The organism is Frankiales bacterium (assembly GCA_016125335.1).
Classification (GTDB): Bacteria; Actinomycetota; Actinomycetes; order S36-B12; family CAIYMF01; genus Longivirga.
In genome coordinates this window covers 1-25,826 of record WGLY01000007.1, presented here as the reverse complement: position 1 = coordinate 25,826, position 25,826 = coordinate 1, and the positions used below count along the sequence as shown (strand labels likewise).

24 protein-coding genes and 1 tRNA gene are annotated in these 25,826 nt (G+C 70.8%); 20 read left to right on the top strand and 5 right to left on the bottom strand.

Going from position 1 to position 25,826, the window contains the following annotated elements:
- Positions 1–72: 72 nt before the first annotated feature.
- Positions 73–1,467: a hydrolase gene (locus GC157_04855; protein MBI1376799.1), complete on the bottom strand. Its 1,395-nt coding sequence runs from the start codon at positions 1,465–1,467 to the stop codon at positions 73–75.
- 284 nt (positions 1,468–1,751) lie between these two features.
- Here GC157_04855 and GC157_04850 point away from each other — a divergent pair, with 284 nt between their 5' ends.
- The 3 genes from GC157_04850 (at position 1,752) to GC157_04840 (ending at position 4,227) form a co-directional block, all read left to right on the top strand.
- Positions 1,752–2,882, top strand: coding sequence for an NAD-dependent epimerase/dehydratase family protein (locus tag GC157_04850; GenBank protein ID MBI1376798.1), 1,131 nt, complete (start codon positions 1,752–1,754; stop codon positions 2,880–2,882).
- A gap of 62 nt (positions 2,883–2,944) precedes the next feature.
- Positions 2,945–3,169 carry a hypothetical protein gene (locus GC157_04845; protein MBI1376797.1) on the top strand — a complete coding sequence of 75 codons (225 nt, stop codon included), beginning with the start codon at positions 2,945–2,947 and terminating at the stop codon, positions 3,167–3,169.
- 2 nt (positions 3,170–3,171) lie between these two features.
- Positions 3,172–4,227: a PDZ domain-containing protein gene (locus GC157_04840; protein MBI1376796.1), complete on the top strand. Its 1,056-nt coding sequence runs from the start codon at positions 3,172–3,174 to the stop codon at positions 4,225–4,227.
- Between the two features lie 27 nt (positions 4,228–4,254).
- Here GC157_04840 and GC157_04835 read toward each other — a convergent pair whose 3' ends face one another.
- Positions 4,255–4,752, bottom strand: a complete 498-nt coding sequence (locus tag GC157_04835) for a hypothetical protein (GenBank protein ID MBI1376795.1) — start codon at positions 4,750–4,752, stop codon at positions 4,255–4,257.
- Positions 4,753–4,945: 193 nt separating this feature from the next.
- Between GC157_04835 and GC157_04830 the strand changes: the two genes are divergently transcribed.
- The gene (locus tag GC157_04830) at positions 4,946–7,948 is read left to right on the top strand and encodes a UPF0182 family protein (protein MBI1376794.1); all 3,003 of its coding nucleotides are present in this window, start codon (positions 4,946–4,948) and stop codon (positions 7,946–7,948) included.
- Between the two features lie 105 nt (positions 7,949–8,053).
- Positions 8,054–8,127, top strand: a tRNA-Met gene (locus tag GC157_04825).
- A 284-nt stretch (positions 8,128–8,411) separates the two neighbouring features.
- Here GC157_04825 and GC157_04820 read toward each other — a convergent pair.
- From GC157_04820 to GC157_04810, 3 genes are read right to left on the bottom strand one after another with little or no spacing between them, the layout of a single operon-like run.
- Entirely contained in the window at positions 8,412–9,383 is a 972-nt protein-coding gene (locus GC157_04820; GenBank protein MBI1376793.1) for a hypothetical protein, read from the bottom strand.
- Positions 9,337–9,984 (bottom strand): hypothetical protein, encoded by a 648-nt coding sequence (locus GC157_04815; GenBank protein MBI1376792.1) that lies wholly within the window; start codon positions 9,982–9,984, stop codon positions 9,337–9,339. Before GC157_04815 ends, GC157_04820 begins: the two co-directional genes overlap by 47 nt.
- Positions 9,981–10,823 carry a TIGR04255 family protein gene (locus GC157_04810; GenBank protein ID MBI1376791.1) on the bottom strand — a complete coding sequence of 281 codons (843 nt, stop codon included), beginning with the start codon at positions 10,821–10,823 and terminating at the stop codon, positions 9,981–9,983. Before GC157_04810 ends, GC157_04815 begins: the two co-directional genes overlap by 4 nt.
- A 548-nt stretch (positions 10,824–11,371) precedes the next feature.
- Between GC157_04810 and GC157_04805 the strand changes: the two genes are divergently transcribed.
- The 15 genes from GC157_04805 to GC157_04735 all read left to right on the top strand — a co-directional run bounded on the left by GC157_04805 (position 11,372) and on the right by GC157_04735 (position 25,448).
- Positions 11,372–11,782: a hypothetical protein gene (locus tag GC157_04805; protein ID MBI1376790.1), complete on the top strand. Its 411-nt coding sequence runs from the start codon at positions 11,372–11,374 to the stop codon at positions 11,780–11,782.
- 29 nt (positions 11,783–11,811) lie between these two features.
- Positions 11,812–13,137 carry a hypothetical protein gene (locus tag GC157_04800; GenBank protein ID MBI1376789.1) on the top strand — a complete coding sequence of 442 codons (1,326 nt, stop codon included), beginning with the start codon at positions 11,812–11,814 and terminating at the stop codon, positions 13,135–13,137.
- A gap of 276 nt (positions 13,138–13,413) precedes the next feature.
- Positions 13,414–14,250 carry a hypothetical protein gene (locus GC157_04795; protein ID MBI1376788.1) on the top strand — a complete coding sequence of 279 codons (837 nt, stop codon included), beginning with the start codon at positions 13,414–13,416 and terminating at the stop codon, positions 14,248–14,250.
- 206 nt (positions 14,251–14,456) lie between these two features.
- On the top strand, positions 14,457–15,041 hold the full coding sequence (locus GC157_04790) for a hypothetical protein (protein ID MBI1376787.1): 585 nt from the start codon (positions 14,457–14,459) through the stop codon (positions 15,039–15,041).
- 116 nt (positions 15,042–15,157) lie between these two features.
- Complete coding sequence (locus GC157_04785; GenBank protein MBI1376786.1) at positions 15,158–15,952, top strand: ATP/GTP-binding protein; 795 nt, start codon at positions 15,158–15,160, stop codon at positions 15,950–15,952.
- Between the two features lie 31 nt (positions 15,953–15,983).
- Positions 15,984–16,661 carry a flagellar biosynthesis protein FlgA gene (locus tag GC157_04780; protein ID MBI1376785.1) on the top strand — a complete coding sequence of 226 codons (678 nt, stop codon included), beginning with the start codon at positions 15,984–15,986 and terminating at the stop codon, positions 16,659–16,661.
- 124 nt (positions 16,662–16,785) lie between these two features.
- Positions 16,786–17,505: a hypothetical protein gene (locus GC157_04775; protein ID MBI1376784.1), complete on the top strand. Its 720-nt coding sequence runs from the start codon at positions 16,786–16,788 to the stop codon at positions 17,503–17,505.
- Positions 17,506–17,576: 71 nt separating this feature from the next.
- On the top strand, positions 17,577–18,962 hold the full coding sequence (locus GC157_04770) for a CpaF family protein (protein ID MBI1376783.1): 1,386 nt from the start codon (positions 17,577–17,579) through the stop codon (positions 18,960–18,962).
- Positions 18,959–19,870 carry a hypothetical protein gene (locus GC157_04765; protein MBI1376782.1) on the top strand — a complete coding sequence of 304 codons (912 nt, stop codon included), beginning with the start codon at positions 18,959–18,961 and terminating at the stop codon, positions 19,868–19,870. The genes GC157_04770 and GC157_04765 overlap by 4 nt, the downstream gene beginning before the upstream one ends.
- The gene (locus GC157_04760; GenBank protein ID MBI1376781.1) at positions 19,867–20,757 is read left to right on the top strand and encodes a type II secretion protein F; all 891 of its coding nucleotides are present in this window, start codon (positions 19,867–19,869) and stop codon (positions 20,755–20,757) included. Before GC157_04765 ends, GC157_04760 begins: the two co-directional genes overlap by 4 nt.
- A 42-nt stretch (positions 20,758–20,799) precedes the next feature.
- A complete protein-coding gene (locus GC157_04755) occupies positions 20,800–21,006 on the top strand; it encodes a hypothetical protein (GenBank protein MBI1376780.1) in 207 nt (68 codons plus the stop codon).
- Positions 21,007–21,011: 5 nt separating this feature from the next.
- The gene (locus GC157_04750) at positions 21,012–21,437 is read left to right on the top strand and encodes a pilus assembly protein (GenBank protein MBI1376779.1); all 426 of its coding nucleotides are present in this window, start codon (positions 21,012–21,014) and stop codon (positions 21,435–21,437) included.
- The gene (locus GC157_04745; protein MBI1376778.1) at positions 21,434–21,874 is read left to right on the top strand and encodes a pilus assembly protein; all 441 of its coding nucleotides are present in this window, start codon (positions 21,434–21,436) and stop codon (positions 21,872–21,874) included. The genes GC157_04750 and GC157_04745 overlap by 4 nt, the downstream gene beginning before the upstream one ends.
- On the top strand, positions 21,871–22,320 hold the full coding sequence (locus tag GC157_04740) for a hypothetical protein (GenBank protein ID MBI1376777.1): 450 nt from the start codon (positions 21,871–21,873) through the stop codon (positions 22,318–22,320). Before GC157_04745 ends, GC157_04740 begins: the two co-directional genes overlap by 4 nt.
- A complete protein-coding gene (locus tag GC157_04735; GenBank protein ID MBI1376776.1) occupies positions 22,317–25,448 on the top strand; it encodes a LysM peptidoglycan-binding domain-containing protein in 3,132 nt (1,043 codons plus the stop codon). Before GC157_04740 ends, GC157_04735 begins: the two co-directional genes overlap by 4 nt.
- The last annotated feature ends 378 nt before the right edge of the window (positions 25,449–25,826 follow it).

Sequence of the window (25,826 nt, the reverse complement as noted above, 5' to 3'; positions counted from 1 at the left end):
CGGCGCCCGCGACGCCGGACCCGACGCCGGACCCGGCGTCGGGCGCGTCGCCGCCGGCGGTCCCGGTCGTGCTCACGCGGGGGAGCCGCCGCCGTCCCCGGGCGCGTCCGGGCCGTCCTGCTCCGGCGAGCTCGCGTCCTCGGGCGCGCCCGGAGCCTCGGGGAGCCCCTCGAGCGCCGAGAGGTCGAGCGGGGCGGTGCGGCGCACGAACGCCGCGATGGCCTCGTCGCCGTCGAGGTCCTCGACGTGGGGCAGCAGGTCCGGGTGGCCCCACAGCTCGTCGCGGGCGTCGGCGCCGCGCTCCTCGCGCACCGCCGACCACAGGGTGGCTGCCTCGCGCAGCCGCCGCGGGCGCAGCTCGAGGCCCACGAGCGTGGCGAACGTGCGCTCGGCCGGGCCACCGGTGGCGCGACGGCGGCGCATGGTCTCGCGCAGCGCGCCGGCCGAGGGCAGCCGGCCGGACGCCGCCTGCGTGACGACGTCGTCGACCCAGCCCTCGACGAGCGCGAGGAGCGTCTCCAGCCGGGCCAGGGCCGCCTTCTGCTCGGGGGTGTCCTCGGGCACGAACACGCCCGAGGCGAGGATCTCCTGCATCGCCTCGGGGTTGGACGGGTCGATGCCCCGGGCCGCCTCCGCGATCCGCTCCTGGTCGACGTGGATGCCGGCGGCGTACGCCTCGACCGCCGCGGTCAGCTGCGAGCGCAGCCAGGGCACGTGGGCGAAGAGCCGCTGCGAGGCCGCCTCGCGCAGGGCTAGGTAGAGGCGCACCTGCTCCTGGTCGACGCCGAGCCCCTCGCCGAAGGCCGCCACGTTGCGCGGCAGCAGCGCCGCGCGGCCGTCCTCGGTGAGCGGGATGCCGACGTCCGCGGCGCCGAGCACCTCGCCGGCCAGCGTGCCCAGGCCCTGGCCGAGCTGCGCGCCGAACATCATCGCGCCCATCTGGCGCGCCATCCCGAGCAGCGGCCCGACCATCTGCGCCATCTCCGGGGGCACGCCCTCCGGCAGGCCGCCGCCCGTGCCGAGGCTGGCGCTCATCGACGCGGTGACCTTCTCGGCCACTGGCTCGACGATCCGCCGCCACGACGGCAGGGTGCCCTCGATCCACTCGCTGCGGCTCCACGCGCCGCCGCCGGACGCGGTGGCCGGGAACGAGGTGACCGGGTCGAGCCACAGCGTCGCGAGGTCGAGCGCCTGCTCCACCTCGCGCCGCTCGGTCGCCGACACCGACGGGTCGCCCTGCTGGGCCACCAGGCCGCGCGCGGTGTCGCGGGCCAGGTTCCAGTTGACCGCGGAGCCGTCGCCGCCGCCGGACTGGAGCATCTGGCCGAGCTGCTGGAGGGCCGCGCCGAACTGGGCCATGTCCATCGACGACGGGTCGAAGCCGCCGGCGCCGAACGGGTTCACCGGGCCGCCGGGCTCGTCGTCGCCGTCCCCAGGGGTGAAGCCGAACGGGAGGTTGCCGCTCATCGCGCCGCTCCTTCGCCGTGCGGGGCATGCGTCGCCGGGACGTCCGTACTCGCCCCGCCGCCCGCGGCGGTGGGGGACAATGAGCGCATGCGCACGGTCACGTCGTCCACGGTAACCACGGGCGGGCGCCCGTGACGTCCTCGGACGGCTCCGGCGGTACGCCGGCGGCGAACGCGGGACGGGGACGTCGCTCGACGAAGCCGCCGCACGCCGACCCGGTTGGCGCCCCGGCCGTCGAGGCCGCCACCTCGGACGACGCTTCCTCGGACGTCGCCGCCGGCGCCGTGCCCGCCCAGGGTGGCCCGGCGGCCCCGCGCAAGGCCACAGCTCGCCGCACCCGGTCGTCGGGCAGCCGCCGGGGAGGGGCGGTCGTCGCCGTCACCGGGGCCGCCGGCGCGATCGGCGACGTGCTGGTGCGCCGGCTGCTCGCGGCCGACGACGTCGCGAAGGTCGTCGCCCTCGACGTGCGCCGTGGCGACGCCGACGGCGCCACCTGGCGGGTCATCGACGTGCGCGACCCCGTGCTCGCCGGCCGGCTCTCCGGCTGCGACGCCGTCGTGCACCTCGCCGTCGACTGGTCGCTGGACGCGCCGACGGCCACCCGCACCGCGCTCAACGTGCGCGGCACCCAGACCGTCGTCACCGCGGCGGCCGCGGCCGGGGTCAAGCGGGTGGTGCTCGTCACCAGCGCCTCGGTCTACGGCGCGCTCCCGGACAACCCCGTGCCCCTGCCCGAGGACGCGCCGCTGCGCGCGGTGCCCGAGGGCATCCATGCCGACCTGCTCGAGATGGAGCGCGTGGCCGAGGACGCGCGCCGCGTCCACCCGGGCCTGTCGGTGGTGGTCGTGCGGCCGGCCGCGCTCGTGGGTCCCGGCGTCGACACCCTGGTCACGCGGCACTTCGCCGCGCCGCGCCTGCTCGTCATGAAGGACACCTCGCCCACGTGGCAGTTCTGCCACGTGGACGACCTCGCCTCCGCGCTGCACGTCGCGGCGCTGGGCCGGGTGGACGGCGCCGTCACCGCGGCCAGCGACGGCTACCTCGACCAGCAGTCGCTCGAGGACGAGTCGGGGATGAAGCGCGTGGAGGTGCCCGCCTCGCTGGCGCTGGCCACCGCGGAGCGGCTGCACCGGGTGGGGGTGACCCCGGCCCCGGCCAGCGAGCTGGCCTACGTGATGCACCCGCTGGTGGTGCCCTCGGCGGCCCTGCGCGCGGCCGGCTGGGAGGCGGCGTACGACAACCGCCAGTGCCTGCGCGTGGTGCTCGAGCAGGTGAGCGGCGAGCACGCCCTGGCCGGACGGCGCATCGGCCGGCGCGACGCCACCGTGGCGGGCGCCTCGGCCGCCGGCGCGACGGTGGCGGTGCTCGGCGCCGCGGCCTTCGTGCGCGCCGCCCGCCGGGCCCGCTCGCGCTGACGCCGCCGCCCGCGCCGGGCTCCGTACCGCCGGAGCGGCACGCGGCTCGTAGGCTGACCCCCATGGAGGTCCTGCGCTGGCTGCTCATCCCGCTGGCGGCGACCGTCCTCGCGGTGATCTGGTTCGCCTGGCGCAACCGTGAGCGCAAGCCGGCCGACGCCGAGCAGGGCATGGAGGACATGGACCGCTTCCGCCGGGCGATGGAGCGTCCCCTGCCCCCGCTGCACCGCCGTGGGGCGCACGAGGAGCGACCGGCCGACCCGGCGCAGGGCGGCCCGCGCCCGTGAGCCTGGCCGTACGACGCTCCCTCTGGCTGGGGGCCGCCGGGGGGCTCGGCGCCGTGCTGCTCGCCGTCGGCGTGCTGGTGCCGCTGCCCTATGTCGAGCTCTCGCCGGGCCCCACGTTCAACACCATCGGCGAGGTCGACGGCAAGCCGCTCATCGACATCAGCGGCACGCCGACGTTCCCCACGGAGGGCAATCTCGACCTCACGACGGTGAACGAGCGGGGCGGCCCCGAGACCGGCGTCTACCTCGGCCGGGTGCTCGCCGGCTGGGCCGACCCGAGCACCCGTGTCGTGCCGCGCGAGGCCTTCTACCCCGACGACGTGACGACGCAGGAGGTGCAGCAGCAGAACTCCCGCGACTTCTCCGACAGCACGTCGGACTCGGTCGCCGCCGCCCTGAACTACCTGCACCGGCCGGTCGACAAGGTGGTGGTGGTCTCCTCGGTGCTCACCGGCGAGCCGGCGGACGGCCACCTCGAGCCCGGCGACCAGATCCTCGCGATCGACGGCACCACGGTGACCACGCCGCAGGACGTCTCCACCGCCATGTCCGGGGTGAAGCCGGGCGACACCGTCAGCGTCCGGGTGAAGCGGTCCGACACCGACACCCACGTCGAGCGCATCACGGCGACGTCGAACCCGCGCGACCCGGGCCGCGCCTTCCTCGGGATCGCGGTCAGCGAGACCTACCGGGCGCCGTTCCACCTGCAGATCACCCTCGGCGGCGTGGGCGGCCCCAGCGCCGGGATGATGCTCAGCCTCGGCATCATCGACAAGCTCACGCCGGGGCAGCTCAACGGCGGCCGCTACGTGGCGGGCACCGGCACGATCACGCCGGAGGGCGCCGTGGGCGCCATCGGCGGCATCGCGCAGAAGATGGTGGGCGCTCGCGGAAACGGCGCCACGCTGTTCCTCGCCCCGGCGGCCAACTGCAGCGACGTGCTGGACGCGGGCGTGCCCGCGGGGCTCACCGTCGCGAAGGTGTCGACGCTGTCCGACGCCGTCGACGCCATCCGCGCCTACCTCCAGGGCCGTCCGGTGCCCGCCTGCACGGGCTGACCGCGTCCCCTGCTGGTGGCGGGGGAGTCAGCGCAGCGTGGCCGCCAGCGCGTCGGCCAGCCGCGGGACGACGTCCGCGCCCACGAGCACGTCGGCGTCCTCGTCGTGCGAGCGCAGCCGCAGCACGCACATCCGGCCGCCCTCGCGCAGCACGACGACGGCCATGCGCACGTCCTGGCGGTCCGGGTGCTCCGCGACGATCGCCTCGAGCTCGGCCTCGTCGTCGGGCAGCGACTCCTCCACCTCCGGCGGCAGCACGATCCGCTCCAGCACGAGCGCGGCGCCGGCCACCTCCGGTGGCCAGGTCGTGGTGGCGAGCACCTCGTCGAGCGGGCGCGAGGTGTCGAGCCGCTCCTGCTCGATCGGGGTGAGCGAGTGCGGGTCGGCGGCCTCCGCCTCGAGCACGGCGGCGAGCGCGGGCTCGAGTGCCACCAGCTCGGCGGTGCGCGCCAGCGCGAACATCCGCGCCGGCTGGTCCCAGCCCTCCGAGCCCACGTGCCGCTCGATCTCGCGGGCGAGGTCCATCAGACGGAGCTCCGCCGCCGCGGCCGTGACCCGATCGTGACCGGTCGCGGCCTGCGTCGGCTCGTCTGCGGCGGGAACGCCGGAGTCCGCGGGTTCGTCGGGTCCAGTGGGTGCGTCGTGGCTGCTCACGACGTCGATTGTGCCGCGAGGACCGGAAGGGCAAGCCGTTGGACCGCCACGTAGGGTGCTGCTCGTGACGTTCGCCTCGCCCGCAGCCGGTGGAGGGCGCGGTGGCAGGCCCGCGTCCGCCAGCAGGTCCCGGCGCAACCGCGCCCTGATCTGGACCCTGGTCGTCATCGGCGTCATCGTCCTCGGCTTCTCGCTGTTCTCCGGCTTCTACACCGACCTGCTCTGGTACGAGTCGGTCGACGCCACGAACGTGTTCAGCACGCAGCTGCTGACCCGCCTGGCGCTGCTGGTGGTCTTCGGCGGCCTCATGGCCGTGATCGTCGGCGTCAACATGTGGATCGCCTACCGGGTGCGGCCGGTGTTCCGGCAGCTCTCGCCCGAGCAGGCCAGCCTCGAGCGCTACCGCGAGGCGCTCGACCCGCTGCGCCGCGTCGCGGTGATCGGGATCCCGCTCATCCTCGGGCTGCTCGCCGGCGTGAGCGCCACCTCGGAGTGGAAGGACTGGCTGCTCTTCCGCAACTCCACCGCGTTCGGCACCACCGACGCCGTGTTCGGCGTCGACCTGTCGTTCTACGTCTTCACCCTGCCGTTCCTGCGGTTCGTGGTCGGCTTCCTGTTCGCGGCAGTGGTGCTCGCGTTCCTCGCCTCGCTGGTCGTGCACTACATCTACGGCGGCATCCGGCTCCAGCCCGCCGACGACCGGATGAGCCGGGCCGCCCAGGCGCACCTCGCGGTGCTCATCGGCGTCTTCGTGCTGCTCAAGGCCGCGGCGTACTGGCTCGACCGCTACGAGGTCACGCTCTCGACCGACGACTTCGTGCCCGGCGTCACGTACAAGGACGCCAACGCGCTCATCCCGGGCCAGACGATCCTGATGTACATCTCGGTCATCTGCGCGGTGCTGTTCTTCGTCAGCGCCTTCCGGCGCGGCCTCACCCTCGCCACGACGAGCCTCGTGCTGCTGGCCGGCTCGGCCATCGTCATCGGCTCGCTCTACCCGGCGTTCGTGCAGCAGTTCCAGGTGCGCCCCACCGAGCAGGTGCGCGAGGCGCCCTACATCCAGAACAACATCGACGCGACGCGTGCCGCCTACGGGCTCGACGGCGTGACGGTGCAGAACTATGCCGCCTCGCCGTCGGCGAGCACCGACGCGATCAAGGCGAGCTCCGGCACGCTGGACAACATCCGCCTGCTCGACCCGGCCGTGGTGGGGCCGACGTTCCAGCAGTACCAGGCCAACCGCACCTACTACCGGTTCCCCGACTCGCTCGACATCGACCGCTACACGCTGGGCGACAAGCAGCGCGGCACGGTCATCGGCGTGCGCGAGGTGAACCTCAACGGCATCGACCCCAGCCAGCGCAGCTGGGCGGTCGACCACGTCGTCTACACCCACGGCTTCGGAGTGGTGGCGGCGTACGACAACACCGTGACGTCGGCCGGTGCGCCGTCGTTCTTCGAGCAGGGGCTGCCGCCGTCAGGCCTGCTCACCATCGACCAGCCGCGCATCTACTTCGGCGAGTACTCGCCGCAGTACTCGATCGTGGGCGCGCCGGCCGGCTCCGAGCCGCGCGAGCTCGACTACGCGACGGACTCCGGCTCCACGAACTACACCTACACGGGCACCGGCGGCATCCCGGTCGGCTCGCCGCTCAACCGGCTGCTGTTCGCGATCAAGTACCAGGACAGCAACATCATCCTGTCCGACCTGATCAACAGCGACTCGCGCATCCTCGAGGTGCGCGACCCGCGCGACCGCGTCGAGAAGGTCGCTCCGTGGCTGCAGGTCGACGGCGACCCGTACCCGATCGTCGCCGACGGCCGCGTGCTCTGGGTGGTCGACGGCTACACCACCACGGACCAGTACCCGAACTCGACGCCGATCTCCTTCGGCGACGCGACGACGGACACGCTGACCACGCAGGCCAAGAACGTCGCCGGCCAGACGCGCGACAACGTCAACTACATCCGCAACTCGGTGAAGGCGACCGTCGACGCGTACGACGGCACGGTCACGCTCTACCAGTGGGACCAGAGCGACCCGATCCTCGCCACGTGGATGAAGGCGTTCCCGGGCTCGGTGCAGCCGCTGTCGAGCATGCCGCCGAGCGTGCTCGAGCACGTGCGCTACCCCGAGGACATCTTCAAGGTGCAGCGCCAGATCTTCACGCGCTACCACGTCACCGACCCGACGGGCTTCTACACCGGCAACGACTTCTGGACCGTACCGAACGACCCCACCACGAGCGCGACCGCGCCGGTCGCCGCGCAGCCGCCGTACTACCTCCAGGTGCAGCCGGTGGGCTCCGCGACGCCGGTGTTCTCCCTCACCACCACGCTGGCGCCGCAGAAACGCAACACCCTCGCGGCGTTCATGGCGGTCAACAGCGAACCGGGCCCGGGCTACGGGAAGATCAGCGTCCTCCAGCTGCCGTCGACCACCACGATCCCCGGCCCGGCGCAGGTGCAGAACAACTTCAAGAGCGATCCCGTGGCGTCCAAGGACATCACCCTGCTCGACGCCGGCGGCTCGGACGTCGTGTTCGGCAACCTGCTGTCCCTACCGGTGGCCGGGGGGGTGCTCTACGTCGAGCCGCTCTACGTCCGCCAGGCCGGCAGCGAGGGCTTCCCGCTGCTGCGCAAGGTCTTCGCCGGGTTCGGCAACAAGGTGGCCTACGAGGACACCCTCGGCCAGGCGCTGGCGAGCGTGTTCAGCGGCTCGGGCGTCGTCGTCCCACCGGGCACCGGTGACGGCGGCGACACCGGCACGGGATCGCCGTCCCCCTCGCCGTCGAGCCAGCTCACGCTTCAGCAGCAGCTCACCGCGGCCCTCGCCGAGGCGCAGGCCGCCTACGACGCGGGCGTGAAGGCGCTCGCGGCGAACGACTTCACCGCCTACGGCGCAGCCCAGAAGCGTCTCGAGCGCGCCCTCGCGGCGGCCGCCGCCGCGCAGGCGGCGCTGACCGGGTCGACGTCGACCGCCTCGCCGAGCGCCTCGCCGTCCGCGACCCCGCAGGCGGCGGCCACCTCGCCACCGTCGCCCTCGGCGTCCGCCGCGGCCGCCTGACGACTGTCCGGGACCGGGGGTCTGCGTCCGACGGCCCGGGGCGATTTGCCGCGCCGCGCGGCGCCGACGTAAGGTGATGCCCTGCGTCGGGCACGGCCCGATCGACGCGGGGTGGAGCAGCTCGGTAGCTCGCTGGGCTCATAACCCAGAGGTCGCAGGTTCAAATCCTGCCCCCGCTACGCGAAATCCCTTGTGGGACAAGGACCCCAGCGCCTCTGGCACTGGGGTCCTTGATCATTTGCCATCAATTTGCCATCAGAACCGGACGTCACCGGAGATGTCAAGAAGGACCGGTACGGCACCAAACGGGAAGCACTGGCACCCGCTGGAACCCGCTCCCGGCGCGGCAGCTGCGCGTGACCTCCCCCATGCGGACCAGCCCTAGCGAGTGCATTCGGCCAGAAACTCAATGGCGGATGCCGTCATTCGCCCGGCAGGAGCTGCCTGGCGCGCGTGGCGCGGTCTACCACCAGGGGGTGGGGCCGAGGTTGTCCAGGCGTAGAGGAATGGTGGTGCGGTAGTTCGCGGCGGAGAGCTTCTCAGCGGTGGTGAACAGGGTGGGTCCGAGTTCCATCTCAGCGCCCCGCACCAGGGTTTTCCCGCGTGCTTCCCAGCCGCGCCACATGTCCTGCTGCCCGTCGGTGAGTTCAACTTCGCCGAGGACGAGAACCTGGACGGCTTTCGCGTGGAGGAGTTCCCCATCGGTGACTCGAAGCCGCACCTGTTCGGTCTGTGTAAACGCGGACTTCGTCAGCCCGGTCTCTTTGATGAACTGATCGAGGAGCCGTGGCAGGTCCTCCGACAGGATCGGGTGGAGCGCGGGTCGGCGGAACTTGTAGGCGACCGCTGTTGCGAACTTGAACGCGGTCGCCTCGTCAGCGAACCCGGGCGCTGGGATCCGGTCGAGGAGGACTCCCTTCGACAGGGGAACGAGAACACGAAGGTCCGCGAACCAGGCCACGTCGCTGTCCCCGGTCTCCCCGAGGGGCGGGGCGACGGTCGGAAACAGATAGCCGACCCCGAACTCGGACGCCTTCTTCGCCTGCCCGCGTGACATGGTGGTCGACGGGATGAGTGGTGCGGCAAGGATGAAAGGGTGCTTGTCCCCTGGGGGTAGAGCACCGATGTCGCACGTTTGGCTCGCGATGATGAACGCGTTCGTGCGGGCGAGCGTCGAGTAGGCGGGCTTCACCTCGTCGGACGTGGACGTGACCCCTGTGACCGGGTCGAAGCCCGACGGGGTCAACCACGTCAGTGGAAGGTCAAGGAGGAGGTGGCCTTGTTCCCACTGGTCGAGCTGCTCGGTGAACTGTGACCAGTCCGTCGGGGTGACCGCCGACACCGACCAGAGGCCCACCTCAGCGGAGGGACCCCCGGTCAGATCAGCGTCACTCGTCATTGCCGGGTGGCCTGCTCGCGGGGAGAAGGACCTCATCGACATCCTCGGACGTGAACCCGACCCGGGTGCGGGTCGGTGTCTCGGTGTGCTCGTCGTCGGTGTGGGTGTCGTCAGCGGGGACGAACATTGGTGCGGACGGGAACATGCGCCGGTTGAAGTCGAGCTCGGCCATCACGAGCCCGTTGACGTCTCCGGCACGAAATGCAATCTGGGCGGTGTCACTGGTGTGGAACCACGCGGTGAGACTCGGATGGATGTCGTTGAGCCTGCCGACGACCTGAACCATCGGCCACAGCGCCCCGAGACTGTCGGTCCGGGGACGGCGCCCTTCCTGCTTCCAACCGAAGAACGTACGTTCCTTCACTCCGACCGCGTTGAGGACATCGTCTTGGGAGACGCCCAGCAGCTCCTTGATGAACGCGACCGCTTCGACGGGGTCCTGCGGGAACTCCGGGGCGACCTCGACCGCGTTGAGGGTCCCCGCGTCCCATGCGGCGATTACCTCAGCTATCTCCCGGGTGATGATGTCGGTGTTCAAATTCGTCGGTGACGGGCGCTTGACGACATGGGCTGCCCAGTCCGGCAGGTCGAACCCGGGGAACGTGCCCGTGGGCCGAGCCATCGTCGTCGCAGTCACCTCGCCACCCCCTCAACCGGGACAGGGCCGAGTTCAGCCCAGTACTTCTCCGAGAGCACCTGTGCGAACAACGCGAGCGCTGTCCGGTTCAACTGCCTAGTCATGTTCGCGATCAACGTCTCATCGAAGTCCAATGCCTGCTCCCGGTACACATCAAGATCCACCAGAAAGCTGTACCGGCTCTCCACGCCCTGCTCCCGGAAGACCCCGCTTTGGACACGGGCACCAGCGGTCGCATCGAGCTGGAGCTGAACCTGCTGATGGAGCGCCTCGACCAGCGCGGCGGTTTCGCCGACGAGAGGGCCAGCGAACGCCGGCCGAACATGGTCCTGCCAGAACACCGGTGCCACAGCCTCGGCGTCTTGAAGCCGGTTGATGTAACGCAGCCCGATGCGTTGGACGACAGCAGCACCGGTCGCCTCGACGAACAGCCGCAGCGCCTCCGTGAGCGGGTTGCCGAGACTCGTCGAGTAGTGGTCATACGCGGACGTCTGGACGACAACCATTGACGGGAGCAACGTGACAGCGGTGCGCCGGTCGTTGGTCGCCAAGACCCACCCATGTTGAACCTGAGTGGAATGGTCCGCACCACTGGGTGTGACCGTCAGATTCACCGTGTTCATCGTGTGCCGTTCAAAGACCGGCAGGGACGCTTTCCCCAGGCCGTTCCACACGTGGATTGCGTCCGCCTCGGACAGCTCCTCCCGTCCGGGCACGAACCGGACCTCCGCAACAGCAGCTTCCATGTGGGTGCGTTCCAGCCGCAACCGGGAGACCCCTACCAGGGCACCCAAAGGCTTGTCGAACTCGTCCGTTCCGGTCACCAACACATCGACCATTAACGAACCCCCTTCCTCGCAGAAAAGTAGCAGTCACGTCCGACAGTCAGACCCGAAGTTCACTCAGAGCGAGCAACGGAACTCCTGAGAACACTAAAAGCACCGATAAACGGACAGTCCATGCGCGCTATCCGCCAGCACTCACGCCGGCCGCCGCGCACCCGGCCAGGCACCGGGCATGACCAGTTCTTCGACCCGACCAGTGGTGTTCCGGCTCTCCGGGAAGGGCCCGATGCCGCCAAGCGGCGCTCTGCCAGTCTGCACAGACCGGCCGGCATGGAGGTGTACCTGCCTTCGACGGCGAGGTCCCTCGCATCCAGAACGCCTCGGTGTCTACACCCCCCCGATTTCCACTGCGGCGCAGCTGCAACCAGGTCGGCCAATCGCGCCTCCTCGAGACGAGTCGGCCATGCCTGGCCCTCGCGTTCAACTTCTGCACACCTCCCTCTGAGACCGAGTCATCCACCGAGAAGTTGCTCTTCGCGTGACGGCGGAAGGACCCGGTCCGGAACTTGGGCACGTTCGCGGCCTACTCCGGGAGGTAAGTCATGGCGATCGTCGATGCAAGCTCCGAGCGCGCGCCCGAGCTGCTGATCCGTCGGATCTCAGTTCTGATTGAGGCTGCCCACGATGCGCTGATCGAACTCACGCTCGACGCGGACATCGATGCCGACCTGAGCTGCACGTTGGCCGCCCTCGATCTGCGCGACGCCCTGGATCAGCTTCACCAGGAGGCGCCGGCGCTCGATCGGCTCAGCGCAGCGCCGCTCCCTTGCGCTCCTCGCGATCGAGCCAATCCGTTCGCCGCGGTGGGCGCATGCCTACAGGACGCATTGCGCCTGGTGGCGGATGGCGTTGCCGCAGTGGACGACCTCTCCGACGCGGAGCTCCTTGCGCTCGCCCGCGTCGCACATGGTCTCGCGCGCGTATTCGACCGGTTGAAGCTGCCCCGACCGTGAGCGCCTCTCGCCCCACCTACGGGGACCTGATGAGGGTGGCCCAGCGACACACGGCCGGGGCCTCCCTCGGCCTGGTCACGGAGCGGATCACCGATCGTCCTGCGGCCGAAGCGGCCTTTGCCGCCTACCGCGAGATGTTCGCCGCAGTTCGCCTTCACGTCGAGCGCCTGGTAGGAGGACCCCGCCGCGTCCAGGGGATGGCATGGTCGGACTGGACCAGTCCCTCGGACCGGGCAGCCCTGCGACTCGTCGAGGCGCTTGCCACCGTCCGTCCGCCCGCGGAGCCATCGGTGGCGGGCCACGGCCAGCCCTGCGCGTCCTGGCGGGCCTCGGCACGCGCCCTTGGAGCCGCAGGGGACCTGCTCGCCACGCACGAAGCAGTGACCGGGCTGCCGCGCACCCCGGACGCGGCAACCTGGTCGGACGGAGCAGTCCGCGCGGTGGGGTACTCCTACCTCGCCGACATGGTGTCGACACTGTGCTCCGCCGACCGGGATCTGGCCCTCCGAGCCGGCCAAGCTGGGTTGCCGTGGCGCTCGGTGGCACGACGCCTCCCGGCGCTGGATCGAGTCGACACAGCCGCCCACGAGCTGCATCAGGTCGCCCGCCAAGAGCTCGGGTTCGCCGTCACCTCCGCATCACTCGACACGATTACCGTGGCACGCCCGCCGGTGCGCCTCGGGGACCCAAGGGTCGAGCTCGAGGATCGAATGGCCAGGCTCAGGCTGGGAGTGTGGAACCTCTCCCGCCACGCGCACCGAGGAAGCGTGTTCGACCTCACCGAGTACGCCGCGGCCGCAGTCGTGGTGCACACGCACCTGGTAGCTCACGCCGACCCGATGACCCTCGGCAGCACAGGGCCGGCTTCACTGGCTCGCGACCGAGCCGGCTGGGTCGGGGCCGTGCATCAACTGTCGCGGCTGGGCTCGGCGGCGAACGTCACCTCAGCCGTACGCGCCGAGGTTCACGCTCTTGCTGCGGCTGCCCAGGCGGCGTTCCCCGTGGTCCGGGACGCCAAGGGCGTCCACGCTGACGGGCCACGGCGCGACGCCCCGGCGGTCGCCGAGCACCTGTTGAATGCGTGCCACGACATCGCGACGTGCAGCGGAGTGGCGCTGCGCGCCCAGTCCGCGCGGGGCATGGTGTTCATCCACGCCCGCCACCTCGAGGGCGACCGCGTCACCGACAGCCCCGCCCTGGTCACGGCCAAGCTCGAAGGACGCTACGTCCACGCTTCCGCGATTGACATCGAGCCGGTCCTGGCCGCCTACGCGGGGCTCCGACCGCTCACTCACCAGTCTGTGCGTCCAGCTCCAGCCCTCGAGCCGATCTCCCTGGACGCCATCGGGATCTAGGCGAGGCGTGTATCACGGCCTCGTGATCGGCAGGTCAGCTACGGCGGGCTTCGGGCGAAGCCGCTCGTCCGTCATCTCGTCCGCCCCCTCAAGCAATCACCGGGCCGCTGCCCCGCCGAGCAGGCCCGACGTCCGTCATTCCGTCCGTCGTCTCGCCGCGAGCCCGTCCGCCGTCAGGCATTCGTGCAGGTCACAGACGTGAACCCCCAAGGCGGACGAGATGACGGACTCCGTGAGCAAGGTGGGCCAGGTCCGAACCCCGACCTGGAGGTGAGCATGTCCACGCTCTCCAGCACAACCCTGCGACGACACCGTCCCGCCACCCGCGATCGCGCATCCCTGCTCGCCCAACTCGACACCATCGACGCCGCCGGCTGGGACAGCAGCCCCGGCGAGACCCTGCTCCGCCACGTCCGCGCCACGATTGTCCTTCCCCACATCGAAGCCCAGGGTCTGCGGGGGCCAACGGCATCACAGGCCGAAGCCACGGCGTGGCAGGCGGTCTGGGAGGTCCTCAACTCCCAACTCATCCGAACTGTGCCCTCGCCATGGGGTGTCCTCTGGGTGACGGCTCGCAGAGCCGTACGCGGCGAGATCATGGCCGCGTCCTGGGGCATCCCGGCACGCAAGGCATGGCGCCTGAACCACGCCTCCCGTGACGACCGCCGGCCCCCGGTGAGCCTCGAGGAGCTCTCCCGAGAACTCCAGGACCTGCCCGAGACTCGAGCCCTGGTCGATGACTCCCCGCTCATCGACCTCGTCGTCGACCAGCTGGTCGAGTTCGGCTGGGAACGACCCCAGGCCCGACGACTGGTACTCGCCGTCGCTGAGCGCTCGACACGCCACCACGACACCGCCCACATCATCGGCGGCTGGCGGAGGCTCGCCGCAGATCTGGACCTACCCGGCTGGCAAGTCCGTCGCCTCGTCACCGTGCTGCTCGGCGGAGTCGACATCGGCCTCATCCAGCGACTCGCCACCGACGCTACGTTCCGCGCCGACCACAACCAAGAGCTCGCGGCCGCTTTGCGATCCACCCGATGCTCCTGGCTGCCGAGCCCGCCAACCCGACATGGCGCGACGAACACCGTGGCGATCGCGGCCGCGTCGTGAACCAACACGCCGGCGCACGGCCCTCGTCACCGCCAGTGATCGGCTCAGCAACCAGGCGCCATCCACAACGTCACGTTGCGTGGAGTTATCCGCAAGATCGCAAAGAACCAGTCGCGCGCCTCGGTTGCGGGAGGTACAAAGTTCGGACGACGGGGGTCGCCCCCGCCGCACCCGCAAGTCTCATCGAGTCGCTGGCCGAGGCGGTGATGAACATGCGACGCGGTTCGCGCTCGCGAATGACCACGCTGTGCGGGCTGGCCTGCATGCTCGTCATGCTCAGTACGTCCTGCAGCACCGAGCCGTCCTCACCAAGTAGCTCATCGACCACCACGTCGCCGAGCCCATCGAACTCGGTGACGAACTCGACCAGCAGCGCGGAGCCGACGGCGGCGAACGAGGCTCTTGCGGCGTATCACGGCTACTGGGCGGCTCAGACGCGATCGCAGGCGGACCCCGCGAAGCCGCAAGACCCGAACCTCGCTCGCTACGCCAAGGGCAAGGCTCTAGCGGGAGCGCAATCGACCCTGCTGCTGTTCCGCCAGAACGGCATCGCCATGCGCGGTGCGCCGGAGCTCAACCCCCACGTGACGTCGATCGACAGCGCAGGTGGGCTCGTGTCCGTAGTTGACTGCGTCGACTCCACGAACTGGAAGCCGGTCTATGTCGCTTCAGGGAAGTCGGCTCTTGCCCCGGGTCAGGCGCCGCGAGTGGTCGTCGATTCGACGATCGCCTTGAGCGGCGGTAGATGGGCTGTCAGCACGTCCGTCGTTCACCGGGATCAGACGTGCTGACACGCGCGACTGCGGTCGCGGTGGGTGTCATCTCTCTCGTGCTCGTGTGGGGCGTTCCGAGCGCTTCCGCCGGCGGCGGCGGTGGCGTCACCTGTCCTCCGACGCAGCCCGTTTGCGTGATCACAGTGGAGGGCCCGGGAACGTCTCCGTCGCCATCCCCAGGCGGCGGCAGCGGTAGTGGCGGGACGCCCGCTTGCGTCGTCCCCAACACGCATGAGGCGGTTCCCTGCTACGACGCCAATTGGGGCTGGTGGAGCAACTCTCAGGGCTGCTACTTCAAGGCCGCAGCGCCGCAGCCGCCCGCGACGGATCCCGTGTGGAACGGCCACTACCCGAACGGTCAGGTGTACGTCGCAACGTGCCTTGGTGGCGGCGGAATTGGTGGGGGCTGGGTGTGGCTGCCGAACCCGCCTGACGGGTACGGGCCGACCGTGTCACCCGCGACATTGGCGCAGCGGGCGCTGGACACGATGCGGCTGGATGGCCCGGTGATCGGAATGGCCCCGCCGGCGGGGAAGACCGGACTCGTAGGGCTTCCGGTCTGGATGTGGACGACCGTGTCGCCGTCGACGTGGGGTCCGACCTCGGCATCAGCGTCCATCCCCGGCCTGACCGTGTCGGCGACCGCGCAGGCCGTGCGCATCGTGTGGGACATGGGCGACGGTCACACGGTCACGTGCGACGGCCCGGGCACTCCGTTCACGTCGTCGTCGCCGTCCACGTCGTCGCCGACATGCGGGCACACCTACGTGCGGTCGTCGGCGTCGATGCCCGGCGCGTTGTACCCGGTCACCGCGACGACGACGTGGCGCGTGGCCTGGTCCGGCGGCGGGCAGTCGGGCGTGTTGACGGTGACGCGAGTGTCGCGCACGAGCGTGCGCATCGGTGAGCTGCAGGTGCTGACGTCCTGATCGTTCCTTCTTCCCCCAGCGAGGTGCAGCGATGGCCACGGTGATGAACGGCTCTGCCCCGGCGGAGTCGACCGCGTCTCGACCGATGCCGACCGCCCCGCGTGTAGTGGCCCCGAAGTCCCGACGCCGTCCAGCCCTTCTGGCACTCGGCGTGGCCCTTGTTGCGCTTGGCGCACTGATGACCGCTTGGCTGGTCAGCTCCGCGGGCCAGCACACGCCCGTCCTCGTGCTCGCTCATGACGTGCCGTTCGGGGCGACCGTGTCGGAGTCGGACCTGGCCGTGACCGACGTGTCCGTCGACTCGAGCGTCGCGGTCGTCCCGGCCGCGGACGAGTCGTCGGTGGTCGGGATGACCGCCGCGACGAACCTGCCTGCGGGGACGCTGCTGTCGCGGTCGTCGCTGACCACGGCCGCGCCGCCTGCGGCGGGCCAGCTGCTGGTCGGTCTCGCTGTCCCGGCCAATCGGATGCCGGCGGGCGGCCTGGTGGCCGGCGACCGGATCCTGGTCGTGGATACCCCCGCGGCGGACGCGGACCCGCCCACCGGACCGCCGTCGACGATCTCGGCGACCGTGGTCCGAGTCGGGTCGGCCGACCTCAACGGTGTCTCCGTGGTCGACGTGACGGTCGCGACTGGCGACGGCCCGGCCTTGGCGGCGCGGGCGGCTACCGGTCGCATCGCGGTGGTCGTCGAGCCGAGGGCGAGCTGACATGGCACTGATCGTGTTGTGCTCGGCGAAGGGGTCCCCGGGCGTCACCACGACAGCGCTGGCCCTGAGTTACACCTGGCCACTGACCGGCGATGACTGTGTCGTGATGGTCGAGGCGGACCCCATGGGTGGGGATGTCGCGAGCGGGTTCCTGCGCGGCACGGTCGGTCCCGACGTCGGAGTCGCTGCCCTCGCCGCCGCCCGCAGTCAGCCCTTCGACGTCGCCCTCATGAGCGCGGGCCTCGCCCTCGACGGGACAGGTTGCCGTCTAGTGCTGCCCGGCCTGTCAGGCAGCGTGCAGGGTGCTCGGCTCGACGGACTGTGGTCGACCCTCGCGGAGCTGGCCAGCACGAGGCGCGACATCCACGTGATCGCAGATCTCGGGCGCCTGGTCCCGGGCGCTGCTCATCCGCTGTTGGCGCGGGCGGACGCGGTTGTCCTCGTGACCCCCTCGTCGCTGCGCGCCGTGGCCGCAGCCCGCCCGGTCGTCCGCCGCCTCACCGACACGAACGACGGACACGTGGCCACGCGACGCGTGGCAGCGGTCGTGGTCGGGGAACGACGCCCCTACCCGGCGGACGAGGTGACGGACTCCCTCGGCGTCGAACTCGCCGGAACCATCACGTGGGACGCGGGGGCCGCGGCGGTGTTGTCGGACGGTGAACCGATGTCACGGCGATTCGCGCGCTCCGCCCTGATCCGCTCGGTGTCCGTCGTCGCCCGCTCCCTGCACGGCATGACGGCGGAGGCGGTCGCCGGGCCGACAGCGGTGGCGGAGGCGTCCGTCACCTCGTCCGCCCCCGGCGCGCCACCGCCGGTTCCGACCGTGGGGGTGGCGTCGTGACCGAGCCGCTGCGCCACTGGGACCTCGACGAGCTGACCGGTCCATCGCCGGTGTCGTGGCCGGACCCGCCCCTGACCATCGCAGCCGCCCCAACGGCGCCAGCAGTGGACCACGACCTCGTCCGGCGGCTACGACGCGAGGTCGCCGAACAGCTCGCTGCCCACCTGCAGGCCGAACCCGTCGCCGACGCCCAGGCACGACGTGAACTCACCCGGTCCCTGCTCGCCGACACTCTCACCACTCACGCTCGGGGCCGGCTTCAGGCAGGCGAGCCAGCATGGGACGTCGAGACCGAGTACGCGCTCGCCGAGGCAGTGATGGCAGCCCTGTTCGGCCTAGGCCGGTTGCAGCCGCTGGTCGACGACCCGCTGGTCGAGAACATCGAGGTCAACGGCTACGACCGGGTCTGGGTCTCGTATGCCGACGGCCGCGAGGAGCCGGGGCCGCCGGTCGCGGACTCCGACGAGGAGCTCCTCGAGCACCTCCAGCTCCTCGCGGCTCGGGTCGGAGGTTCGGAGCGCACGTTCACCACCGCGAACCCGCGGCTGCACCTGCGACTGGACGACGGCTCCCGGCTCGCGGCGATGGCGTGGACCACGCCGCGACCGCAGGTCGTGGTGCGTCGGCATCGGGTCCGCGACGTCGACCTCGACGACCTCGTCGACCTCGGCACGCTGGATACCGCACTGGTTGCGTTCCTGCGCGCTGCGCTACGGGCGGGCAAGAACATCGTCGTCACCGGGCTGCAGAACGCGGGCAAGACCACCCTGATCCGCGCGCTCGCGAACGAGTTCGAACCCAGCGAACGGTTCGCGACCATCGAGCGCGAGTACGAGCTGCATCTCCACGAGCTCGAGCACCGGCACCCGCGGGTGGTGGCGATGGAGGCCCGCGAGGGCTCCAGCGAACGCGACGCCTCCGGTCGCCGTGCCGGCGAGGTCACGCTGACCGACCTGGTTGTGGACTCGCTGCGGATGAACCTGCGCCGGATCATCGTCGGCGAGGTCCGCGGCAGCGAGGCCGTCCCGATGCTGGAGGCGATGTCGACCGGCGACGGGTCGCTTTGCACGATCCACGCCCGCACCGCGCATCACGCCCTGGACCGCATCGTCACCCTGTGCCTGTCCGCCGACATCGGCATGACCGACACCTTCGCCTACCGACTGGTCGCCGGCTCCGTCGACCTCCTGGTCCACGTGACTCTGCTCGACGACACCGCCCGCGGCGGATCTCGGCACCGGTTCGTGTCCGAGGTCCTCGAGGTCAACGGGATGGGCGAGTTCGGCCGCCCAGCCGTCACGACCGTGTTCGGTCCGGGTCTGGACGGTCGCGCCGTGCCGATGCACCCACCGGCCTGCCTGCCCCAGCTGATGCACGTCGGGTTCGACGCCGGATTCCTGGAGCACCGCGCCGGCACCTGGACACGCACCCTCGACCTGCGCGAGCCGCGGCCATGACCCCGCTGCTCGCCGCCCTCGCTGGCGCGGTCGCCGTCTTTGGCCTCGTGCTAATCGTCGCCGGCGTCCTGCCCGCCAACACTCTCGCCGCCCGGCCGCGAACGAAGTCACGGCGCAGCACGACCCACCGGCTGAATCGGCGAACGCCACGGTGGCGGTGGGCGGCCGCAGCCGTCGCCGGCATGGCCTCATGGCTGGTCACCGGGTGGCCGGTCGCGGCGCTGATCGTGGCGGTCACCGTGTGGGGGCTGCCGATCCTGCTGTCCACCTCGCGCGAGGCCGCGGCCGCGATCGACAAGGTCGAGGCGTTGGAGGAATGGACCCGGCGCTTGTCCGATGTCCTGGTCGTCGGCGTCGGTCTGGAGCAGGCGATCGCCGCGACCGTCCGGACCTGCCCGGCCCGCTTGCAGACCGAGGTGTTCACCCTTTCCGCGCGGCTGTCGGCACGGTGGCCGACCGAGTCCGCGCTGCGCGGCTTCGCCGACGACCTCGACGACGCCACCGCCGACCTGGTCATCGCCACCCTCATCCTCGGTGCCCGCCGTCGCGGCCCAGGCCTTGCTCGGGTGCTGGCGGCGGTCGCGGACTCGGTCGGGGAGGAGGTCGCGATGCGTCGCCGCGTCGAGGCCGAGCGCGCCAAACCGCGCACCACCGCCCGCGCCGTCACCCTGATCACCCTGGGGGTCGTCGCGGTCGGATCGTTGAACGGCACCTACCTCGCCCCCTACGGGACCGTCCTCGGTCAACTCGTCCTGGCGACGATCACGGTGATGTTCATCGCCGCGCTCGCGTGGATGCGCGCGCTGACGCTCACGAAGCCGCAGCCGCGCCTGCTGCTCCCGCTCGGCGCCGATGCCGACGGTGTCACGGCCGCTGCGCTTGTGGACGTTCGAGGCGGTGTCTCGTGATCAGCCCTGCCGTCGTCCTGGCGGGCGCCGCAGTGGGCGGCGGGATCGCCTTGATCGTGCGGGCCCTGATCCCCGAGACGCCGGACCTCACGGCGGCGTTGGCGCGGCTGGAGGGCAGCGCCCCGACCGCCCGTCCCGCACCCGCGTCGACAGGTTCGAGCCGGTGGGCTGACTCGCGCGTTGCGGTCGAGCTGGACAACCGTCTCGGCTCGGCGCGGTTGGGTCGCGACCTCGACCTGGTCGGCGACACCGGCCCGGCGTTGGCCATCCGCAAGGTCGGCTATGCGCTGATGGGTCTGGCGTTCCCGCCTGTCCTCGCCACCACGATGCTGGTGCTCGGCGTCACACCGCCGCTGGTCATCCCCATCGCAGCCTCCCTGGGCCTCGGGGCCGTGCTGTTCCTGGTCCCGGACCTGGACCTGCGGCGCCGCGCGACCGCGGAGCGGCACGCGATGCGTCACGCGGTCTGCGCCTACCTCGAACTCGTGGCCCTCGAGCGTGCCGGCGACGCCGGCACCGTCGAAGCCCTCGAACGAGCCGCCACCGTCGCCGACGCCGCCCCGTTCGCGCGGATTTGCGACGCGCTGACCCGCGCCCAGCTCGCCGGCCAACCACCCTGGACCGGGCTGGCCGACCTCGCCTTGCGGATCGGCGTCACCGAGCTCGACGACCTCGCCGACATCATGCGCCTATCCGGCCAGGACGGCGCCGCCGTCTACGCCACCCTGCGCGCCCGCGCCGCCTCCCTGCGCACCCAGTTGCTGGCCGCCGACGCCACCACCGCGAACACGGCCAGCGAGCACATGATCGTCCCCGTCGCCCTGCTGGGCATCGCCTTCATGGCACTGCTGGGCTACCCAGCCTTCGCCCGCATCCTCTTCGGCTGACCGCCACCACGCACGACCCCCCATCGAACAGGAGACCCCGCCATGAACGACGTTCTCGTCCCCGCCACGATCCTGCTCGCCGGCCTGACCACCCGCGCCAAGCGCCGCCTGGCACAACGAGCCCACGGCGACGACGGCGTCTCCACCCTCGAGATGGTGATCATCGCCCTCGGCCTCGTCGCGATCGCCACACTGCTGGTCACCGCCCTGACCCTGGCCGTCACCCGCCGCACCGACCAGATCAAGTAGCCCTGGTGCGCGATCACCAGCGAGCCCAGCACCGCCCCCGACACGCGCGCGGGGACGGCGGATCGGCGAGCCTGGAGATCGCGATCCTCGGCCCCGTCCTACTACTCCTGGTCTTCGTGATCGTGCAGGGCGGCCTCTGGTTCTACGCCCGCAACCTCGCGATGGCCGCCGCCCAAGAAGGGGCCACCGCGGGCGCCGCCTACCACGCCCCCACGGGAGCCGGATCCGCTCGAGCCCGAGCCTTCCTGAACGAACAGGCGGCAGACAGCCTCACCGCAACGACCGTGAGCAGCTCGGGGTCAACGCCGACCCTGATCCGCATCCAAGTCACCGGCAGATCCCTGTCGGTACTGCCCGGCCTCCCGGGACTGCCCGTCACGCAGACCGCCGAGTCACCGGTCGAACGCTTCACCACGGACCTCAACCCATGACCCGCCAAAGCACCAAGCACGCAGGCGACACAGGGTCGGTCACCCTCGAGCTCACCGTCCTCGCCCCCGCCGTCCTCGTCCTGCTCGGTCTGGTGATCGTCGCGGGACGTGTCGAGATCGCGCACCAGGCCCTCGACCACGCAGCGCAGACCGCGGCCCGAGCCGCCTCCCTCGCCCGCGACCCCGCCACCGCCCAAACGCAAGCCCGACAAGCCGCCAATGCCGAACTCGCGGCGGGGGACCTGCACTGTGCGGGAACGCGCGTCACCGTGAACACCACCGGCTTCGCGGTCCCGGTCGGCCGCCCGGCCCAGGTCACGGTGACCCTCAGCTGCACCGTCGCCCTCGCGTCCCTGGCCGTGCCCGGCATACCCGGCAGCCGCGTCGAGACCGCCAGCGCGACCAGCCCGCTGGACACCTACCGGGCTCGCACATGACCCCGACTCAGGCACTGCTGAGGCGGCTGCGGTCGGACGACCGCGGCTCGGTCACCCTGTTCCTGTCCTTGACCGTCGTCGGGTTGCTCGTCCTGATCGGACTCGTGGTCGACGGCGGCACCAAGGTCTGCGCCATCCAACGCGCCGACGCCCTCGCCGCCGACGCCGCACGTACCGGTGGACAAGCCATCGCGGTGCACGAAGCCATTGCCGGCGATGCGCCCACGCTGGACACCCGGGCCGCGACCCGCGCCGCGACCGCCTACCTGACCTCGCACGGGGTTACCGGGACCGCCGTCATCACCGACGGCGGACGCACCCTGACCGTGACGGCCACGAGCAGCGCACCCACGACCTTTCTCGGCCTGATCGGCATCACCCGCATCACCGTGCAGGGCCATGCCACCGCCACCCTCGTCCGCGGCGTCACCGGAGCGACCCCATGACCCTCCACCACCCCACCCGCCAGCCGGTCGTCAACACCGCAGACGCGCCAGGACGGCGGAGACTGCGCGACACAGTGACCGGCCTTGTCGCGCTGGGCGCGCTCCTCGCCTTGGTGATCGGGATCCCGTTCGTGCTCGCGATCGTCGCCCCTGTCCACGGATGGCCGACCCTGAGCTGGACAGGGATCGCGAACGCACTGACCCGACCCGACGACGGTCACTTGTTCCTCGCCGCACTCGCGCTCGTCGCCTGGATCTCGTGGGCCGTGTTCACGCTGTCGGTCGTCGTTGAGGCCGGCGCCGTCCTTCGCGGCATCCCAACCCCGCGAATGCCGCTCCTCGCCGCGCCGCAACGCACCGCTGCCAGCCTCGTCGCCGCCGCCGCGCTCCTGCTCTCCACACCCACCGCCACGACCACCCCCGGCACACGCACCGCGGCCGCGGTGACAGTGCTGCACGAGGCATCCGTCGCCACTCCCGCCACACCGCAAGCACCGCAGACGCGACCGACGCCACCAGCCAGGCACCCGGTACCGAGCCCGACCAGCGGAGCGAAGCCGACACCGCCCACGCCCGTCGCGCACCGCACCTCAGGCCCGCACACGGTCACCGTCCACCGCGGCGACACCCTCTGGTCCATCGCCGAATCCCACCTCGGCTCAGGTAGCCGATTCCGCGAGATCGCCCAGCTCAACTACGGACGCCCCCAGCCAGACGGCCGCACCCTCACCAGCTCCCACTGGATCTACCCCGGCTGGACGCTCATCCTGCCCGCCGCCATTGCGACATCACCGGCGCCGCAGCACGCGACCACCCAGCAGCTCGCAACGACCGAGGGGCATGCGACGAAGGAGAGCCACGGCCATCAGTACGTCGTACGCAGGGGCGACACGCTCTGGGACATCGCCGAGGACCATCTTGGCGATCCGCTGCGCTACCGCGAGATCTTCCACCTCAACCAGGGCCGGCCCCAGGCGGACGGCCACGCCCTTACCGATCCCGACGAGATCCTCGTCGGGTGGATCCTCGAACTCCCACCCGTTCACCGCCCGCACGGCGCTCCGGTCAAGGCATCCACTCCGCAATCCACACCGCATCCCGTCGGTCCGCACGTGGCAGCGGTCCCACCCGCCGCTCCGCACGTGCCTCGACCCGGGCTATCCGAGGCCGCACCGGCGACCCAGCCATCGGAGGCCCCCTCGGTCGCGGCGACGGGAAGCCCGGGCGCAATCGCTCCTCGCGTGGATTCCGCAGACCTGGGCGCCAGCGGTGTTGACTTCAGCCGCTTCGCCCTCGGGCTGACAGCGCTCGCAGCGACCGGCGCCATCGCCGAGGTCACGCGTCGTCGACGTCGACTCCAAGCTCATCGCCGACCAGGGCAACGCCTCCCGATGCCCGACCCGACGCTCGCGGCAGCCGAGGCGAACCTGCGCACGAGCAACACGCCGATCACGCTCGATACCCTCGGGCACGCATTGGCACAGGTCAGTGAGCTGTGCCGAATCAAGGGGCGCCCGCTGCCCCGCATCCATGCGGTGCTCGTCAACTCGCGGGGCATCGCCCTCGTCGTCCCCGAGGACGCAGACGCCGTTCCCCCGTTCGTCCTCGCCAGCGACGGACGCTGGCAGCTCGACACGACGCTCATGGCTGAGCGACCCGAAGCCGCGACGATCACGCCGTACCCGGCTCTGGTCTCGGTCGGGACAGTCGAGGACGGCATCCTCCTGCTCAACCTCGAAGCTTCCGGCACGCTCGCGTTGGACGGCGACCCGACTCAGGTGCGCGATGTCATGCGCACCATTGCCGTCGAGCTCGCCACCAGCCCGCTGTCCAGTGCCATCGCGCTCACTCTGCCGGAGTGGCTCGGCGACCTCGCCGACGTCGCAGACCCCGACCGCGTCTGCTCCACCAGCACCGACGCCGGCGCCCGACGAGCCAACGCGAGACTCCAGTCGGTGGCGCGGCTACTCGAAGCCGAGACGGCACCCGACGTACTGGCCGCCCGCGCACAGGGCGGCTCGGTGGACGCCTGGCAGCCCGAAATCTTCATCACCGACACCGACGTCACAGCCAACCCATGGGCAGGCGTCGCGGTCATTCGTGGACGCGACGCTGCGAATGCATCAACGACGGAGATCACGCTCCACCCTGACGGCACCGCGACTCTCACCCCAATGGGCGTCGCCTTCGTTGCTTCGCGTCTCATGGACAGCGACTACAAGCAGATCCTGACGCTCCTCGGGCCCCCCGACCCCGCGCCCGAGGGAGTCGAAGACTCAACCGAGGGCTTCGATGTCACTCCGATGCCGGTCGCGGCACTGTGGAGTCGACGAACCGAGGTACTCGCAGCGTTGCCGCCACGTCCCAACCGAACTGCGGACGACGCGGACGACCTCGAGGGCACCCTCCCTTGCGACGCGAATGACTGGCGCGGTATCGCCCTTCTTGGACGTCCGGAGATTTCCGGCAGCACGCCCAGCGATGCCACCCGCCGCGCGCGGGCAATCGAGTTGGTCGCCTACCTCGCACTCCACCCCGGAGCCACTGCGAGCGAGATCGACGAGGCAATCTTCTCCGGCAAGCGCGTCACCCACGACATGCGCAACTCACTCGTCGGACGCACCCGCACGTGGCTGGGCGCCAACCCCGACGGCAACCTCTACCTGCCCCTGGTCGCCGGAAACGCGGGCTACCGACTCGCACCCGACTTCCGATGCGACTGGACCGACTTCCTCGAGCTTGCGCGTGTGGGGCTGGGACAGGCCGATGGCGGGATCGAGGCGCTGACCGCTGCCCTCAAACTCGTCCGGGCACGGCCGTTCCTCGGGGTCGACCCTGCCACGTACACGTGGGCGGAGGCCGACATCCAGGAGATGATCAGCACCATCGTCGACGTCGCCTACGAGCTCGCCGTCACCCATGTTGAGTCCGGTGAACTGACTGCGGCTCTTAAGGCGGTGGCCCGAGGCCTTCTGGCAGACCCAGCCAACGAATCGCTTCACCAGATCGCTATCGCCGCTGCAGTACGCCGCGGAGACACGAAGTCCGCTACTCGCTTTGAAACCCGATTGCGCGCCCAACTCGAGGAAATCGATCCGGATGCCAGCCCCGCGAATGCACCTGTCTGATGGAGGTGGGGGTTGTTGTTGGGGTGGTTTGCGCGTTGGAGGAGTCGTTGATGTGGATCGTTGATCGTGATTGCTGTGAGGGTTGATTGGACGTCTGAGTCTTGGTCCTTGTGGTGATCGTGGGATTCGGGTCTCGTGATCGCGTTGCTCGTGCTTCGGGGTTCATCGTCGCCGTGGTCGGTCGTGGGCTTGATACCTCCTCCTGCGCTATCGGGTGCCGGAGCTCGCGCGCCGGACGTTGAACCGCCCCGGGATTGATGGAGGCTCTCAAGCCACGGGAGGCTGGGAGTCATGGCAGCACCGAGGAAGTACCCCGACGAGCTCCGCGAGCGTGCGGTCCGGCTCGTCCTGGACGTGAAGGACGACGCCGGCTCGGTC

Excerpts from the sequence above, each read along its gene's own strand:
- GC157_04835 (MBI1376795.1), bottom strand. The coding sequence starts at position 4,752 with ATGGACCTCGCCCGCGAGATCGAGCGGCACGTGGGCTCGGAGGGCTGG.
- GC157_04755 (MBI1376780.1), top strand. The coding sequence starts at position 20,800 with ATGAACGACGTTCTCGTCCCCGCCACGATCCTGCTCGCCGGCCTGACC.
- GC157_04780 (MBI1376785.1), top strand. The coding sequence starts at position 15,984 with ATGGCCACGGTGATGAACGGCTCTGCCCCGGCGGAGTCGACCGCGTCT.
- GC157_04765 (MBI1376782.1), top strand. The coding sequence starts at position 18,959 with ATGACCCCGCTGCTCGCCGCCCTCGCTGGCGCGGTCGCCGTCTTTGGC.
- GC157_04745 (MBI1376778.1), top strand. The coding sequence starts at position 21,434 with ATGACCCGCCAAAGCACCAAGCACGCAGGCGACACAGGGTCGGTCACC.
- GC157_04790 (MBI1376787.1), top strand. The coding sequence starts at position 14,457 with ATGAACATGCGACGCGGTTCGCGCTCGCGAATGACCACGCTGTGCGGG.
- GC157_04775 (MBI1376784.1), top strand. The coding sequence starts at position 16,786 with ATGGGTGGGGATGTCGCGAGCGGGTTCCTGCGCGGCACGGTCGGTCCC.
- GC157_04845 (MBI1376797.1), top strand. The coding sequence starts at position 2,945 with ATGGAGGTCCTGCGCTGGCTGCTCATCCCGCTGGCGGCGACCGTCCTC.
- GC157_04735 (MBI1376776.1), top strand. The coding sequence starts at position 22,317 with ATGACCCTCCACCACCCCACCCGCCAGCCGGTCGTCAACACCGCAGAC.
- GC157_04805 (MBI1376790.1), top strand. The coding sequence starts at position 11,372 with ATGGCGATCGTCGATGCAAGCTCCGAGCGCGCGCCCGAGCTGCTGATC.
- GC157_04810 (MBI1376791.1), bottom strand. The coding sequence starts at position 10,823 with ATGGTCGATGTGTTGGTGACCGGAACGGACGAGTTCGACAAGCCTTTG.
- GC157_04800 (MBI1376789.1), top strand. The coding sequence starts at position 11,812 with ATGAGGGTGGCCCAGCGACACACGGCCGGGGCCTCCCTCGGCCTGGTC.
- GC157_04795 (MBI1376788.1), top strand. The coding sequence starts at position 13,414 with ATGTCCACGCTCTCCAGCACAACCCTGCGACGACACCGTCCCGCCACC.
- GC157_04740 (MBI1376777.1), top strand. The coding sequence starts at position 21,871 with ATGACCCCGACTCAGGCACTGCTGAGGCGGCTGCGGTCGGACGACCGC.
- GC157_04820 (MBI1376793.1), bottom strand. The coding sequence starts at position 9,383 with ATGAGGTCCTTCTCCCCGCGAGCAGGCCACCCGGCAATGACGAGTGAC.
- GC157_04855 (MBI1376799.1), bottom strand. The coding sequence starts at position 1,467 with ATGAGCGGCAACCTCCCGTTCGGCTTCACCCCTGGGGACGGCGACGAC.